Origin of the sequence: Flavobacterium limicola (assembly GCF_003634755.1) — a bacterium.
GTDB classification, from domain to species: Bacteria; Bacteroidota; Bacteroidia; order Flavobacteriales; family Flavobacteriaceae; genus Flavobacterium; species Flavobacterium limicola.
Genome location: NZ_RBXA01000002.1, coordinates 275,157 through 290,414 on the forward strand (window position 1 = coordinate 275,157; position 15,258 = coordinate 290,414).

Genomic DNA, 15,258 nt, shown 5'->3' on the forward strand with positions numbered 1-15,258 from the left:
ATATCATGGGATTTTATAAAAAAATAGTTCTCTTTTTTTTGATTTTTGCTAGTTTTGATGTGTATTCTCAAAACACGTTGGACAATTTGGGGCTTACGAGTGCTACACCTGCCGCCGGAGCTTATAGTTTGAGAAAATTGAGCAGCTCTTACCTTGATAGTGCCATACAAGTAAGACGCAGTACTGACAATACTACTCAAAATATCGGTTTTGATAGTAATGGAAATTTAGATGCAAATTCATTAACATCATTCGTTGGTTCAGGAGATGGATTTTTGACGATTTGGTATGACCAAAGTGGTAATGGAAACAATGCAATTCAAAATGCACTTTTAAATCAACCAAAAATTATAACTACAGGAGTTATTGAAAGATCAAATGGATTTCCAACAATAATTTTTTCAGGATCGCAATTTTTAGTAGTTAATTCCACTGTATTTAATAATGATTTAACAGGTTGTCTTGTTTATAATGCCTCCAGTTTTAATAATAGGAGTGGCCTTGCTAGAAGCTGGTTTACCATGAATGGTATATTTGGTTCTGAGCAGCCCGGTGGCACTACAGACTTTGCATATGGCATTTACAATAATAAATTCACTGCAGGTAACGGTCCGTCGGATAATTCTATAGCAGGAAATACAACCGTAAACGATAATTCAATACGGTTACATTCCTGGACTAGAAATAGAATAACTGGACAAATAAATTTATATGCCAATGGAGCCATTGATGGTACTGCAAATCTTAACACCGGGACTTTTTCTGCGGTGACATCGGTAGCAATTGGTGCCAATCAGACTTTTACTGGAGGACAAGTATTTTATAATGGTAATGTGAGTGAGTTAATCTTATTTCCAACGGTATTAACCAATCCACGCCAGACAATTGAATACAAACAAGGACTTTACTACAGTGTTTGTACATTGGCTACTCAACCTAGCTCCAACAACCAGTCTGTTATATTGGGAGGTACGCCTACCAGTCTTGGTGTTTTGTCTAGCGATCCTGATGCAACATACCAGTGGTATAGCAATACTGTAAAGTCAAATACTGGGGGGACAATTCTTCCAGGGGAAACGAATACGAGTTATACACCAAGTACGGCTGCAGAAGGAACTTTATATTACTATGCAGTTATTTCTTCCGCTACAACCACTTGTGCCAGCAATGTTTCTGGCTATGTTCGTGTAGGTATTGAAATTACTTCTCAGCCTTCCAATAGTAATCAAACAGTAATTCAAAATAGTTCCGCAAACAGTTTAAATGTTACAGCCACTGGAAGTAGTATTACTTACCAATGGTACAAAAACTTAAATAATAGCAATACTGGCGGAACACTAATTAATGGTGCTACGACCAATTCTTATACACCTCTAAGTACTGATTTAGGCACTAGTTATTACTACGTTGTGGTTTCTGGAAATAACACCATTTTAGTAAGTAATCCATCAGGAGCAATTAAAATTACCACAATTCCCGTAATTTGGAATGGGCCAAAAATTACTTTTGAAAAAAGTACCGGATCTGATTGGATGTTGCCAGAAAATCAAGATTATTTAACTGATAAAGTCACAATTACAAGAGCTTACAGTGGAGGACTTTTTAATATTACACAAGAATCTAACTATAATAATAATAATATCTCTCCTTTAGCTACGGAATGGTCTAAAGGCACTATGGCTGATTTTGGTTCATTAACTTTTTCGAATTGGCGAGATGCAATGTTTAGTGAAGGAATGGATTACTGTCTACCTTGTAATGTGGGGCAAGATTTTGTACTTCACCTAATAGAGGATAATATTTATATTGATTTAAAATTAGTTTCTTGGGTTGCTGGCGGCGGCGGCGGATTTAGTTACGAAAGAAGTACGCCAAATCCTTATTCTCCAGCTTTGTTAAGTGGTTTTAATCCGCTATCAAAAACTTTATATGATGGTTCATTTACAATTACCCCTCCTAATACCGATAGTACCGGAGCTTTTTCTTACGTAAGTAGTGATACCAATGTTGCCAGAATTAGTGGTACAACAGTTACGATAGTTGCTGCGGGTGTATCAACAATAACAGCTACTCAGGATGCAGATGCTACTCATTTATCCAATACGATAAGTGCTGATTTAAATATAAATGCCGTTACAGTAGTAACCAAAAATGGTGAAATAACAAATATAAAACCTAATTATGTTAATAAAAATGGGGCTAATGGTACCAGTAGTGGAGTAGGTGTAAACGGAGAAATAAAATTAACAAAAACATCCAGTATCACTCTTTTTACACAAGTAACTATACCATTTGAGGAATATTTTGACTTGGAAGCAGGTTCTCTTTGTGGTGGATCTTGTTTTGATATTGTAACTTCAAATTACGATCTTGTATTTGCGGCAGGAGGGGGAACAGTACGTGCAAGAATGTGGTGGAATAATCAATATACAGATATGGCAATGGTCTATGATAAGTCTTTTGATAATCTTACATCAGCAGATATAGCTAATTATTATTATTGTGATTATATTGGTGATCCAAATTTGAGTTGTTTTAATGTAGATACACCTCCAACAGATTTCGTTGGAATATACCATACAAATAGTGGAAATTATTATGCCGTTCAATATCTAAGCGAAGATACTAGTGGAGTGACTTTTAAATATAAAAGACTTAATTAATATAAGAGACTTTTAAACTAAAAAAGGTTCAACCGCAAAGTTGAACCTTTTTTAGTATCTAAGAAAAGAGTTTTAGACTTTTCCTAGCGTATATAATTGTTCCATTGTAGGAGTCAAACTTCCACCTTTCGGTTCAAGTGTAATTCCAAAAGCTTCGGCTTCATTTGCATTATTTACAGCAAATAATTTTTGTTCATTTGCATCAAAGTCTTCCAATAATCCAATGCTTGTAGGAGTCAGCGGGCTTAATTTCAATGCCCAAACCTGATACACCATTCCTTCCGGTGGTTCTGGTAAGCCTGTTGCATCAATATAAACAACCTTGGTATCTTGATTCCAATACACTTTAGCCGAAGATTCCGGAGCAACTGCTTGTCCTCCAAGAGCTACAACCGTATTTTTAATGTCTCTGACAACCGCTAAACTTGTTTCGTTAGCCGCATTTTTTAATTTCAAGACATTAAACTCTTTCTCTAGTTTTGCTTTTTCAATTTCAGTATTCGCCACTTGAGTATTAGTTTGGTTCAACTGATTGTATTGGTATCCAATACCTACCAATAATAACACAGCTGCTGCCCATCCAATGTATTGAGACCTGTTTTTACGAGGTTCTAATTGTATGACTTCGGCATGTTTCAGCTCTAATTTCCCTTTAATTTTTTCGAAATTAGCTACTGAATGAAATGGTGAAAAGCTAGATGATAGTGCAACAATCGCTTTTTCAATAGCTATAATTTCAGCATTTATTTCCGGGTTATTTTTTGCCATAGCTGTAACTTCCTCGTTTTCGGTTTCACTTAATAAACCGTAAACATAAAGTTCCAGAATTCCTGATTCAATATATTCTTTTGTTTCCATTATACTTTCAAATAATTTCGTAGATCGTTAATACAATTTCTATTTTGCGTTTTTACCGTTCCTAAAGGAATTACCAATTCGTCCGAAGCTTCCTGTTGGGTATAGCCTTTGAAAAACAGTAAATCAATTATTTGAATACATTTTGGTTTCAGTCTTTTTACAAATTCCTGTAAACCTATAGTATCCACTTTATCCGACAGTTTCGAACTGTCTTCAAAATGATTTACGAAATTATCAGTAGAAAGGTTTTTTTGACTGTTATTAAAATTCTTAGAACGTAGTTTATCAATAGAAGTATTTCGGGCAATATTTAGAATCCAAGTATAAAATCTTCCTTTGCTTTCATGGTAGGAATCAATGTTTTTCCAAATTTTAACAAATACTTCCTGAAGCACATCTTCGGCCTCTTCTCTATTTTTTACAAGAACATTAATAACCGAAAATAAACTTTTGGAATACATATCATAGAGATGTGTAAATGCTCTTTCGTCTTTCTTGTAAATTAATACTAATAATTCTTCTTGACTCATACGTTTATTTATTTAACTATTACAAATTTATACATTCTTATTTAAAAATAACAGATTATCTAGTTGCCAACATCAAAATAAAAATAATTTGAATTTTTTTAAGTTTTTAAAATATTGATAATCAGTTTTTTGTGTATTATTTTAATTTTTTTTTAGTATTTAAAAAACCAAATCGGAAACAATCCCGTAAATGCATTTATAACCTTTTAATTTAAAACAAAATGAAAAAAACAAAAATGCTTTTAGGTCTGTCGCTAGTGGCGGTTTCGGGCTTAATTTTAGTAGCAGCGGATCACATTGATGCACCGGCTACAATGTCAGGAGACGCAGGTGATATTACAGATGTTTATGCTTTTCAAGGGCAAAACACAAGTAATTTAGTATTTGCAGTAAACACTCAAGGATTGTTAAGTCCTAATGCTACTGGTGCTGCCACATTCAAAGATAATGTGATGGTGGAAATAAACATTGACAATAATGGTGACAATGTTGAAGATTTAGTTATTCAGGCAATTAAGAGAGACGACAAAATGTATTTCTTTGGACCTGTAGCTCCAGGAACAACTGGAACTTCAAGTACCGTTAAAACTGCTGCTGCCTCAGGAAGTGTTACTATATCTAAATATGGTACAGCTGCTTTAACAGCAGAGCAAAACGGAATGAAATTTTTCGCAGGACCAAGAGACGATCCTTTCTTTTTTGATTTAGGTCGCTTTCAAGCAATTCTTGGTGGAACAGCTACAGGATTTAATAATCCGGGAACAGACACATTTGCAGGTACTAATGTAATGTCTATAGTTGTTGAAGTTCCAAAATCAATGTTGGGTTCATCAAGTACTGTTGGTGTTTGGGCTGAAACTAAGAAAAAACAATAATTAATTTTATTAAAAAAAGCAAAAACATGAAATCGAAGATTTTCGATTTCGAAAAAAATTTAAAATATAAACATCATGAGTAAAACAAATAAATTCAAAATTATAACAATCGCACTAGTAGCTGCAGTTGTTTCAGTAAATTGTGATAATGACGATTCAAACGGTGATTCTAGTGTAAGCCTTGATTTTTCAGGAACTTATGTTCAGCAAGATCAAATGGCTAGACCAGCAATCAACACAGTATTCGTTGCTTCAGGACAACCTAAAGATGATTTCAATGCTGCCATTCCATCGGCAATGGGAGCTAAATACCAATCTATTTTTCAATCCAGATTATTGGCTTTGAATCCTGCGTATACTACAAATGCTCTAGGACAAACTGCTGCTCAGTTGACTGGTCTTTTAGCTACAGATGTATTAGGAGTATCTAAAACAGCGCCAACAACTTTCTTTGACGGAACTAATGTTTTGACAGGAAGAGCTTTGGCAGATGACGTAATAGATGTTGAATTATTATTGATTTTCGGTGGACCGATGGGAACTTCTAATCCAGGTCTGACTAAAGATAATGTAAATGCAAATGATAAAGCATTTGGAACAACTTTCCCTTACCTAGCTTCTGCTTGGTAGAATTACAAAAAAAACAGAGCGTTTACAACAATACTATTCGCTCTGTTTTTTTAATAAAACAAACAAACAAACAAACAAACAAACAAACAAACAAACAAACAAACAAACAAACAAACAAACAAACAAACAAACAAACAAACAAACAAACAAAATAATTAGAGTATGAAAACTTTAAAAACCTTATCTTTTATGGTGCTCACAACCCTTTTTTTATTGGGATGTGAAACCACATCAAAAGAAATTACCAGCAAAGAAGACTATTCTAAATACTTGAGTTTAAAAGATAATAAATCGTTGTCTTTTGCTCATAAAGAAATTGATTTTTGGCAGAAAAAATATAACGCTGCACCAAACCAAATCAGTTATTTAAGTCAACTTGCGGCAAACTATAATACACTTTTTGAATATACTGGAGATATCAAAAACTTATATAAATCTGAAGATTTATTGACTAAATCAAATGAAGCATACAATTATTCAAGGGTTTCAACCGTTCGATCATTGGCAAGAAATTATATTTCACAACATAGGTTTAAGGAAGCACTTGAACTAGCCAATAAAGCATTAGCCATAGGCGAAGGAAAAAAAGAAACTCAAAAATTACTGTTCGATGTTCAAATGGAATTGGGAAATTATCCGGAAGCGGTTAAAAATTTGAATGCCATAAGAGATATGAATAGTTTTGATTATTTGATTCGCTTGGCTAAATGGAACGATCACAAAGGCGATTTAGAAACGGCGATAACTTTCATGGAAAAGGCAAGAGATATTGCTGAAAAAGAAGACAATAAAGTGCTAAAAATCTGGTCCTATTCTAATTTGGGTGATTTTTATGGACATGCTGGAAGAATCAAGGAATCTTACGACAGTTATTTAAAAACATTAGCACTAGATCCTAATTATTCATATGCTTTAAAAGGAATTGCATGGATTGTTTTTTCTAAAGAAAGAAATATAAACGAGGCTAATAGAATTATTGATGCTATTGCAGCAATTCATAATACACCTGATTTTTATTTATTAAAATCTCAAATTGCCCAATTTGAAGGAAATAAAAATGAGGAAATGAAAAATAGAAATGCCTATTTTTCTATGATGGAAAAGAATAATTATGGTGCAATGTACAACAAATACAATGCTCTAATTTATGCTGATGATAAACAAACAGCTCAAAAAGCATTAGAAATTGCTAAAATTGAAGTTGATCACAGACCTACAGCTGATTCTTATGATTTATTGGCTTGGGCATATTTAAATGTGGGAGAAAATAAAAAAGCATTAGAAATTGCTCAAAATCATGTGGTTGGAAAATCCTTTGAGCCAAAGGTACAATACCACTTGGCAATGATTTACAAATCAAATAATTTAGCGCTCAAAACGAAACCTATTAAGGAAGAATTACTATCCAGTTTGTATGAATTGGGTCCTAATTTCGAGAAAAAGGTAAATCAATTATAGCGTATGAAAAATATTATTTTATTGTTAGTTACTCTTTTTGGAGTAGCTGCGTTCGGCCAAATCCAAAAAGGAAAAGTGTTAGATAAGGATGGAAATCCAGTTGAGAATGCTTATTTAATCAACACAAGTTCAGAAAGTCATGCACATACAAATGAATTTGGATTTTTTAGCATTGACAAAACAAATATTGGTGATATTCTTAAAATAACAGCCTTAGGATATAAAAAAACTAATTATACTGTTGTTTCCTCTGATGATACAATTATCATTGAAGATGATATTTTTAGATTGAATGAAATCGTAATTCAACCGAAACTATCGGCTATGAATGTCATTTCGAAAATAGATTTAGAAACCACTCCAGTGAATTCGTCTCAGGAAATTCTTAGAAAAGTTCCTGGATTATTCATCGGGCAACATGCCGGCGGAGGAAAAGCAGAGCAAATATTTTTGAGAGGATTTGACATTGATCACGGAACTGATATTGCCATTTCAGTAGACGGAATGCCAGTAAATATGGTGTCTCACGCACATGGTCAAGGTTATGCAGATTTGCATTTTGTTATTCCGGAAACGGTAGAAAAAATAGATTTTGGAAAAGGAACGTATTATGCTAACAAAGGGGATTTTGCAACGGCAGGATACGTTACCTTCCAAACTAAAGATAAAATAGAAAAAAGTAGTATTGGCGTAGAAGTAGGACAATTTAACACGCTGAGAACGGTAGGACTTTTTAATCTTTTGGGCAACCAAAAAACACAAAGTGCTTACATTGCCACAGAATATATCTTGACAGATGGTCCGTTTGATTCTCCTCAAAATTTTAATAGAATAAACTTGTTAGGGAAATATTCCGCTATTTTGAAGGATAACAGCAAGTTTTCAATTTTGGCTTCTCGCTTTTCAAGCAAATGGGATGCTTCGGGACAAATTCCGCAGCGTTTGGTCGATAACGGAACGATTTCGAGATTTGGAGCTGTTGATGATACCGAAGGAGGGAATACATCACGAACTAATTTTAATGCGAGTTTGAGCAAACCAATTGATGAAAATACATTCTTAAAAGCCAATGCTTTTTATTCGAATTACCAATTTGAATTGTATTCTAATTTTACGTTCTTTTTGGATGATCCTATTAATGGGGACCAAATTAAACAGAAAGAAAATCGCGATATCTATGGAATGAATGCGGAGTTGAATAAGAAGACGAAAATAAATGATACAGATGTTTTGTTGCAATTTGGAGCTGGTTTTCGTGCAGATGCGACAACAGATACTGAGCTTTCACACACTTTAAACAGAAGAACGGTTCTTGAAAATATAAAATTAGGAGATATTGATGAATCAAATTTGTTTACCTATTTGAATTCAGAATTCAATTTTGGAAAACTAATGATTAATCCAGCCATTAGATTGGATTATTTCAAGTTCAATTATCAGGATAAATTGATGGAGAATTACAAAACACAATCTGAATCAAAAGTTAAGTTTTCTCCAAAATTGAATTTCATTTACTCGCAAAATAACAACTTGCAATTTTTTGTAAAATCAGGAATGGGTTTCCATTCGAATGATGCTCGTGTTGTTGTTCAAAACAGTGGAAAACAAATTTTACCAACGGCAATAGGAACTGATATTGGTACCATTTGGAAACCATTTCCTAAGTTGATTGTGAATTCAGCTTTATGGTATTTGTTTTTAGAACAGGAGTTTGTTTACGTTGGAGATGCCGGAATTATTGAGCCAAGCGGAAAATCAAAACGTATGGGAGCAGAGCTTGGATTGCGTTACCAATTGAATGATTGGTTATATTTTGATGCGGATGCAAATTATACGTATGCCAGAAGCATTGATGAACCAAAAGGTCAGGATTACATTCCGCTAGCGCCAGATTTCACTACTACTGGAGGATTAAGTTTCCAAAAAGTGAATGGTTTCTCAGGAGGAATTCGCTATCGTTACTTAAAAAATCGCCCTGCGAATGAAGATAATTCTATTATTGCCAAAGGTTATTTTATTTCCGATTTAAATGTTAATTATCAATATAAGAATATCAATTTCGGAATTGCAGTAGAGAATATTTTTGATACGGCTTGGAACGAAACACAATTTGCTACTGAATCCAGGCTTCAAAATGAGCCTGAAAGTGTTGAAGAAATTCATTTTACTCCAGGAACGCCTTTCTTCATGAAAGGAAAAATTACCTATACATTTTAAATACCACATTAAGATTTGTTGTTTATTTGTTTAGAAGCCTGGCATTTTCATAGTGTCAGGTTTTCTTTTTTATTTAACTACTGTTTAACTAAAAAATGCTTTGATAAAACAAATTTTTATCTAATTTTATAAAAAATTTCAATCATGAAAAATCTAGTATACATAGCGACTTGCGCTTTAATGTTATTTAGTTGTGAAAACCAGGCACAACCACAAAAATCTGAAAATAAAATGGGTACACCAGTAGTTGCTAAAGAAACGATTTATCAGTTCAAAGTAGAAGATTTATCAGGTAAAAGTTTTGATTTTGCTTCTTTGAAAGGTAAAAAAATCATGATTGTGAATACCGCTTCAAAATGTGGATTAACACCACAGTACAAAGACCTTGAAGCAGTTTATAAAGAATACAAAGACAAAGGATTAGTAATTGTAGGTTTTCCGGCTAATAATTTTGCGTCACAAGAGCCAGGAACGAATGAAGAAATTGCAACTTTTTGCCAAATGAATTATGGAGTCACTTTCCCAATGATGGATAAAGTTTCTGTAAAAGGCGATGATATGGCTGCTATTTATCAGTTTTTGACTCAGAAATCTAAAAATGGATTACAAGATTCAACTGTAGAATGGAATTTTCAAAAATATCTAATCAACGAAAAAGGAGAATTGGAAAAAGTAATTGCTCCAAGAACTTTAGTAACAGATCCAGAAGTATTGAATTGGATTAAAGCATAATCAAGAAGTAATAAAATAATAAAGCGATTTTCGGGAAACTGAAAATCGCTTTTTTTTATTTTTAAATCTACAAATTAAAACTTTTCATTTTTGAAAATTTCCGCAACAGCAGCTTCGTAATTTCGGATGCTTTGGGCTTTTTTTATTTTCTTTAAAACCTTATGGGGATTTGAAAACGTAGCTGAAAAATATTCCCATAAATGATACATCTTCAATAAAATATGGGTTGAACCAGAAAGAGATTCACTATAAATAGCATACAAAGTATCGTGAAACGCACTGAACAATTCTATTTTGTTTGCAGGATATTCTGAAGTATTGTTTTTTATCATGCTTGGTAAAAATGGATCCGAAATTAATCCTCTACCAATCATCCAATGGTCAATGCTTGGAAAGCGTTGTTGCATTTCATGAAATTTAGCCACCGATGTAATATCTCCATTATAATACAATTTATGTTTGGTGTTATCAACACAATGCTGAAACGCATCTAAGTTCACGCCACCTTTATACAGTTGTTTCCCAATACGTGCATGAATCGCAATATTCTTAATAGGATAGGTATCTAAAATAGGTAAAACATCAAGAATTTCTTCACTGTTGTCGTAACCCAAACGCATTTTCATAGACACAATAATGTCAGATTCAGTATGTGCTCTGTGAAGGATATTGTTGATTTTTTCGGGATTACTTATTAAGCCGGAACCCATACCTGACTTGGTCACCATAGGATAAGGACAACCTAAATTCCAGTTTAGCTCTTTATACCCCAATTCTCGAACATATTTGGCCACAAATAAAAATTCATCGGCATCGTTTGTTATCACTTGTGGAATTACCTCTAAATCAAGATTATTCTCCGGAAGCAGGTCGCGTTCGTAAGACGGTTTGATAACCATTTTTCCGTTTAAGCGAATGTAAGGAGAGTAAAAAGTGTCAATTCCTCCAAATAATTTGTTTTGGGAATTTCTAAAACGAAAGTCGGTAAATCCCTGTAAAGGAGATGAAAGTAAGGTATAATCCATGAAATTTTTAGTTGCGCAAATATACTAAAAAGTAGCAAGTCTTAAAGTTATAAAATTCATAAAGTCAAAACATAGCACAAAATGAACTTCATGATGATAAAATTCGTTTTATTCTAAAATCAATTGCATGAACACAGAGTGCAACCAACGATCAAATTTATAACCGGATTCCTTGATGATTCCTACAGTTTTAAAACCAAATTTTTCATGAAACTCTACACTGCTTTGATTTTCAGCGTCAATTACGGCAATCATCGTATGTAATTTTTGATTCTTAGCAAGACGGATTAATTCCTGCAGCAGAATTTTTCCAATACCTTTTCCATGGTGGTCTTGATTTACATAAACTGAATGTTCTACAGTAAATTTATAGGCTTCGCGAAAACGAAACTCACTATACATTCCAAAACCAACAACTGTCCCATCTAATTCCGCTACAATCACCGGGAAGTTTTTTCCAATTTTTTCTTCGAGTATGGCTTTTTGTTGATCAAAGGTTCGGAGGTTGTAATCATACAGCGCTGTGGAGTGCAAAATATTGTAATTAATGATGTCCAAAATTGCCTGTGTGTCTTCCGTTTTGTAAGCTCGTAATTTAATTTCCATGTGTTGATTATTTGCTTCAAAATTAAGAAATAACCGTTAAAAATAAAGGAAAAAGGGTTGCAAGTTTGTAACTTTGTATTTCAGAAAATTTACACAATGATTTACCCCAAAATACCTTTAGCACAAAGCATTATTGAAATTTGTTTGGCCAAAGGAATCACTACCATAATTATTTCTCCGGGTTCTCGAAATGCCCCGCTTACAATTGGTTTTGTAAACAATCCCGCCTTTCAATGTTACAGTATTGCTGATGAGCGTTCGGCCGCTTTTTTTGCATTGGGAATCGCACAGCAAACCAAGCAGCCAGTGGCTTTGGTCTGTACTTCCGGTTCTGCATTATTGAATTATTATCCGGCTTATGCGGAAGCATTTTATAGCCAGATTCCTATGATTGTGATTTCGGCGGACAGACCGCAAAGCAAAATTGATATTGGCGACGGACAAACGATTAGACAAGAAAATGTTTTCGAAAACCATTCGCTTTACAATGCTAATTTGCATGAGGATGTTTCAATCGAAAATGATTTAAAAATAAACGAAGCCATCAATATGGCTATCACTCAAAAAGGTCCAGTTCACATCAATGCGCCTTTTGAAGAACCTTTATACGAAACCGTTTCGGAGCTTTCAGTCGAAGTGAATACTGTCGCTTTCGCAAATGCTACTCAGACGATTTCCATTGAAGATGTTTCAGAATACGCAACGATTTGGAACAATTCAACCAAAAAAATGATTCTGGTTGGGGTGAATGATCCAAATGCAATCAATGAAAAAATAATTGAGGCTTTCGCCAAAGATGAGTCGGTTGTAGTGTTGACCGAAACGACTTCTAACTTGCATCATGATACTTTTATCAATAATATAGACACGATAATTACGCCTTTTACGAATGAAGATTTTGAAAATTTTCGTCCGGAAATTTTAGTCACTTTTGGCGGTATGGTCGTTTCAAAACGAATCAAGGCTTTTTTAAGAAAATACAAACCAAAACACCATTGGCATATTGATTCTTGGAGAGCGTATGATACATTTGGCGCTTTGACCAAACATTTTGAAGTTGACCCAAATGTATTTTTTGACACTTTCTTGCCACTTACGGAATCAACACAAAGTAATTATTTCGAGCAATTAGACGCAGTAAAAGCATTGCGAAAGCTAAAAAGTGATATTTATTTAGACAAAATTCCTTTTTCGGATTTTAAAGTTTTCGAAAAAGTGATGCAGTCTTTGCCGATTAACAGTCAATTGCAAATCAGCAATAGTTCAGCAATCCGTTACGCACAATTATTAGATATTGATCCTTCCATTGAAGTATATTGCAATCGCGGTACCAGCGGAATCGACGGAAGTACTTCTACGGCTATTGGTGCGGCTGTCTCGTCTTTAGGACGAGATGATAAACAAACTGTTTTTATAACAGGAGATATTGGGTTTTTATATGACAGTAATGCGTTATGGAACAATTATATCCCAAAGAACTTTAAGATTATTCTAATTAATAATGGTGGTGGCGGAATTTTTAGGATTTTACCAGGACACGAAGAAAGTCCTGTTTTTAATACGTTCTTTGAAACTTCTCATTGTTTAACTGCGGAACATTTGGCTAAAATGTATGGCTTTGAATATAGTATTGCCAGCGACGAAGCGAGTTTAGCAACAAGTTTGACCGCTTTGTATGCTCAAAATGAAAAACCAAGTATTTTGGAAGTTTTCACGCCCACATTAAAAAATGACAGCATTTTACTGCAATATTTTAAAGAATTAGTCTAATATTTTTTTCAAATTCGTAAAATGAGATGAATTATTGTTTAAATTTGATTATATAAAAACCTATTAATCAATAACAAAACCTTAATTTATGAGTGCAAGAGAAGAATTAATTGTAAAGTACGCCGCTGATTTAAAAGACAAATGTGGTGTAAGTCCAGACATGGATTTGTTGACAAAAGTAACTATTGGTTGTGGGCCGTCAATTTATAATGCTGATTCGGCAACGGTAGCCGGAAGTCAGCAATCCGAATTAGATACGGTAAAAAACAATTTCTTAATCAAGAAATTAGGACTTAATGACGGACCGGAATTAGATGCTGCAATAGATGCCGTTATGGAAAAATACGGTCGTTCTAACAGGAATAAATACAGGGTGGTAATTTATTATTTACTGGCTGTTCATTTTAAAAAAGAAAGCGTTTACAATTAATACTTAATTTGTAAATAGTATCCATAAAAAAAGCGTTTGCCTCAGGCAAACGCTTTTTTTATTTAGTATTGAACGCTTTTTTAGCGAATTGGTATTGGAAAAACCGGTAAACTAGAATGTCCTAATGCATCTACAGCTTGTACAGCAAAGAAAAAATTGTCTTTAGAATAAGGGATTTCAGCTTTAGTGTCTTTGACAAAAATTGTTTTTTCCCAATGTTGCGAGGATGTTTCTCTAATCAGAATGTTATAACCATAAACCGATTTTCCTTCAGGAGCGGTCCAAACTAAAGTAGAGAAATTAGTCAAATCCTTCACTTCAATTCCTACGTTTGTAGGTGCTTTTGGGGACCAAGCCAAATTGCTGAATGTAGCCAAGTTAGAACAGGTTACTTTCTTCATGTATTCAAAGTCCATAAATTCAGCTAAATCACCGTATTGAATGTCATTTTCTTTACGCACGTTTTGGTGTTGGTGGTCATAGTTTTCATTCATTTCACAAAAACGAATAGCTGTAAATCCATTTTGACTGAAAGGAGTGTGATCGCCTCCACGCAAGAAACGGTCGTTGCGATACACTAAATTAATATCCAGTTGCTCTACATATTGATTGGTAACTGTTTTGATGTAACGGGCTAATTGTCGGGATGGACTGTCATTATCACGATTGGTAGATTTACGCATTTTTGATTCTGCTTCCGTTTCTAAAAATGGAATTGTTTCACTGAAAACGCGAACTTTAGTATTATCACGCAATAAAGTACCGCTGGATAAACTGTTTCCAATCATGTCATTATTGATCATCGCAATTACATTCCATTTTCCATCTTTGGCAACATCGGCTAAATGTTTGGCTCCGTACAATCCTTGCTCTTCACCAACAACAGCGACAAAAATTAAGGTAAAAGGAAATTCTCTTTGGCTCATAATTCGGGCAAGTTCCATCATCGCTGCAACTCCGGAAGCATCATCATTAGCACCTGGTGCATCTGATTTAGCATCCATTACATCTGAAGCACGGGAATCTAAATGGCCGCTTATAATCAATACACGGTCATCTGTAGGGTCAGTTCCTTTTAAAGTTGCCATCACATTACCCAACTGGCTGTCGGTGGCAATACGTCTTCCATCGGCTTTGATGGTGAAAAAATCAATCACAGAAGTCAGTCTTCCATTTGATGCCAAAGCATATTTATCAAATTCTGATTTTACCCAGCGTTGGGCTGCGCCAATGCCGCGGGTGTTGCTTTTGGTATCGCTTAATGTATGTCGGGTTCCAAAAGATACGAGTTTACGAACTGTAGCTTCCATGTTTTCCGATTTTACTTCGGCAACCATTTTTTTTATTTCGGGGTCATCGACTGTGGTTTGTGCGTAATTGGTATGAGAAATGAATAGTAGTAGGAACAAACAGAGAATTGAGGTTGGTTTCATTAATTTGTTTTTTTAGTTTTCTCAAAGTTAG

The 15,258-nt window shown here is 34.2% G+C and carries 13 protein-coding genes; 8 read left to right on the forward strand and 5 right to left on the reverse strand.

Annotated features, from left to right (window positions below; genetic code table 11):
* Positions 1 to 5: 5 nt before the first annotated feature.
* Positions 6 to 2,663, forward strand: a complete 2,658-nt coding sequence (locus tag BC952_RS08575; protein WP_147405271.1) for a hypothetical protein — start codon at positions 6 to 8, stop codon at positions 2,661 to 2,663.
* Positions 2,664 to 2,735: 72 nt separating this feature from the next.
* Here the strand turns inward: BC952_RS08575 and BC952_RS08580 are convergent, their stop codons facing one another.
* Both BC952_RS08580 and BC952_RS08585 read right to left on the reverse strand, forming a co-directional pair.
* Positions 2,736 to 3,521, reverse strand: a complete 786-nt coding sequence (locus tag BC952_RS08580) for an anti-sigma factor (protein ID WP_121365199.1) — start codon at positions 3,519 to 3,521, stop codon at positions 2,736 to 2,738.
* Positions 3,521 to 4,051 (reverse strand): RNA polymerase sigma factor, encoded by a 531-nt coding sequence (locus BC952_RS08585; RefSeq protein ID WP_121365200.1) that lies wholly within the window; start codon positions 4,049 to 4,051, stop codon positions 3,521 to 3,523. Before BC952_RS08585 ends, BC952_RS08580 begins: the two co-directional genes overlap by 1 nt.
* Positions 4,052 to 4,272: 221 nt before the next feature.
* On the opposite strand from BC952_RS08585, the gene BC952_RS08590 reads away from it, so the two are divergent.
* The 5 genes from BC952_RS08590 (at position 4,273) to BC952_RS08610 (ending at position 9,963) form a co-directional block, all read left to right on the forward strand.
* Entirely contained in the window at positions 4,273 to 4,926 is a 654-nt protein-coding gene (locus BC952_RS08590) for a DUF4331 family protein (RefSeq protein ID WP_113633682.1), read from the forward strand.
* 75 nt (positions 4,927 to 5,001) lie between these two features.
* Positions 5,002 to 5,556, forward strand: a complete 555-nt coding sequence (locus BC952_RS08595; RefSeq protein ID WP_113633683.1) for a DUF4331 family protein — start codon at positions 5,002 to 5,004, stop codon at positions 5,554 to 5,556.
* Between the two features lie 162 nt (positions 5,557 to 5,718).
* Positions 5,719 to 7,014: a tetratricopeptide repeat protein gene (locus tag BC952_RS08600; protein WP_121365201.1), complete on the forward strand. Its 1,296-nt coding sequence runs from the start codon at positions 5,719 to 5,721 to the stop codon at positions 7,012 to 7,014.
* A gap of 3 nt (positions 7,015 to 7,017) precedes the next feature.
* Positions 7,018 to 9,231: a TonB-dependent receptor gene (locus tag BC952_RS08605; protein WP_121365202.1), complete on the forward strand. Its 2,214-nt coding sequence runs from the start codon at positions 7,018 to 7,020 to the stop codon at positions 9,229 to 9,231.
* Positions 9,232 to 9,375: 144 nt separating this feature from the next.
* Positions 9,376 to 9,963, forward strand: a complete 588-nt coding sequence (locus tag BC952_RS08610) for a glutathione peroxidase (protein ID WP_121365203.1) — start codon at positions 9,376 to 9,378, stop codon at positions 9,961 to 9,963.
* A gap of 74 nt (positions 9,964 to 10,037) precedes the next feature.
* Here BC952_RS08610 and BC952_RS08615 read toward each other — a convergent pair whose 3' ends face one another.
* Both BC952_RS08615 and BC952_RS08620 read right to left on the reverse strand, forming a co-directional pair.
* The gene (locus BC952_RS08615) at positions 10,038 to 10,988 is read right to left on the reverse strand and encodes a tRNA dihydrouridine synthase (RefSeq protein WP_121365204.1); all 951 of its coding nucleotides are present in this window, start codon (positions 10,986 to 10,988) and stop codon (positions 10,038 to 10,040) included.
* A gap of 108 nt (positions 10,989 to 11,096) precedes the next feature.
* Positions 11,097 to 11,594 (reverse strand): GNAT family N-acetyltransferase, encoded by a 498-nt coding sequence (locus BC952_RS08620; RefSeq protein WP_121365205.1) that lies wholly within the window; start codon positions 11,592 to 11,594, stop codon positions 11,097 to 11,099.
* Positions 11,595 to 11,690: 96 nt separating this feature from the next.
* Here BC952_RS08620 and menD point away from each other — a divergent pair, with 96 nt between their 5' ends.
* Entirely contained in the window at positions 11,691 to 13,364 is a 1,674-nt protein-coding gene (gene menD, locus BC952_RS08625; protein WP_121365206.1) for a 2-succinyl-5-enolpyruvyl-6-hydroxy-3-cyclohexene-1-carboxylic-acid synthase, read from the forward strand.
* Between the two features lie 88 nt (positions 13,365 to 13,452).
* The gene (locus BC952_RS08630) at positions 13,453 to 13,794 is read left to right on the forward strand and encodes a DUF2853 family protein (protein ID WP_121365207.1); all 342 of its coding nucleotides are present in this window, start codon (positions 13,453 to 13,455) and stop codon (positions 13,792 to 13,794) included.
* Positions 13,795 to 13,874: 80 nt separating this feature from the next.
* Here BC952_RS08630 and BC952_RS08635 read toward each other — a convergent pair whose 3' ends face one another.
* On the reverse strand, positions 13,875 to 15,227 hold the full coding sequence (locus BC952_RS08635; RefSeq protein WP_121365208.1) for a M28 family metallopeptidase: 1,353 nt from the start codon (positions 15,225 to 15,227) through the stop codon (positions 13,875 to 13,877).
* Positions 15,228 to 15,258 lie beyond the last annotated feature (31 nt).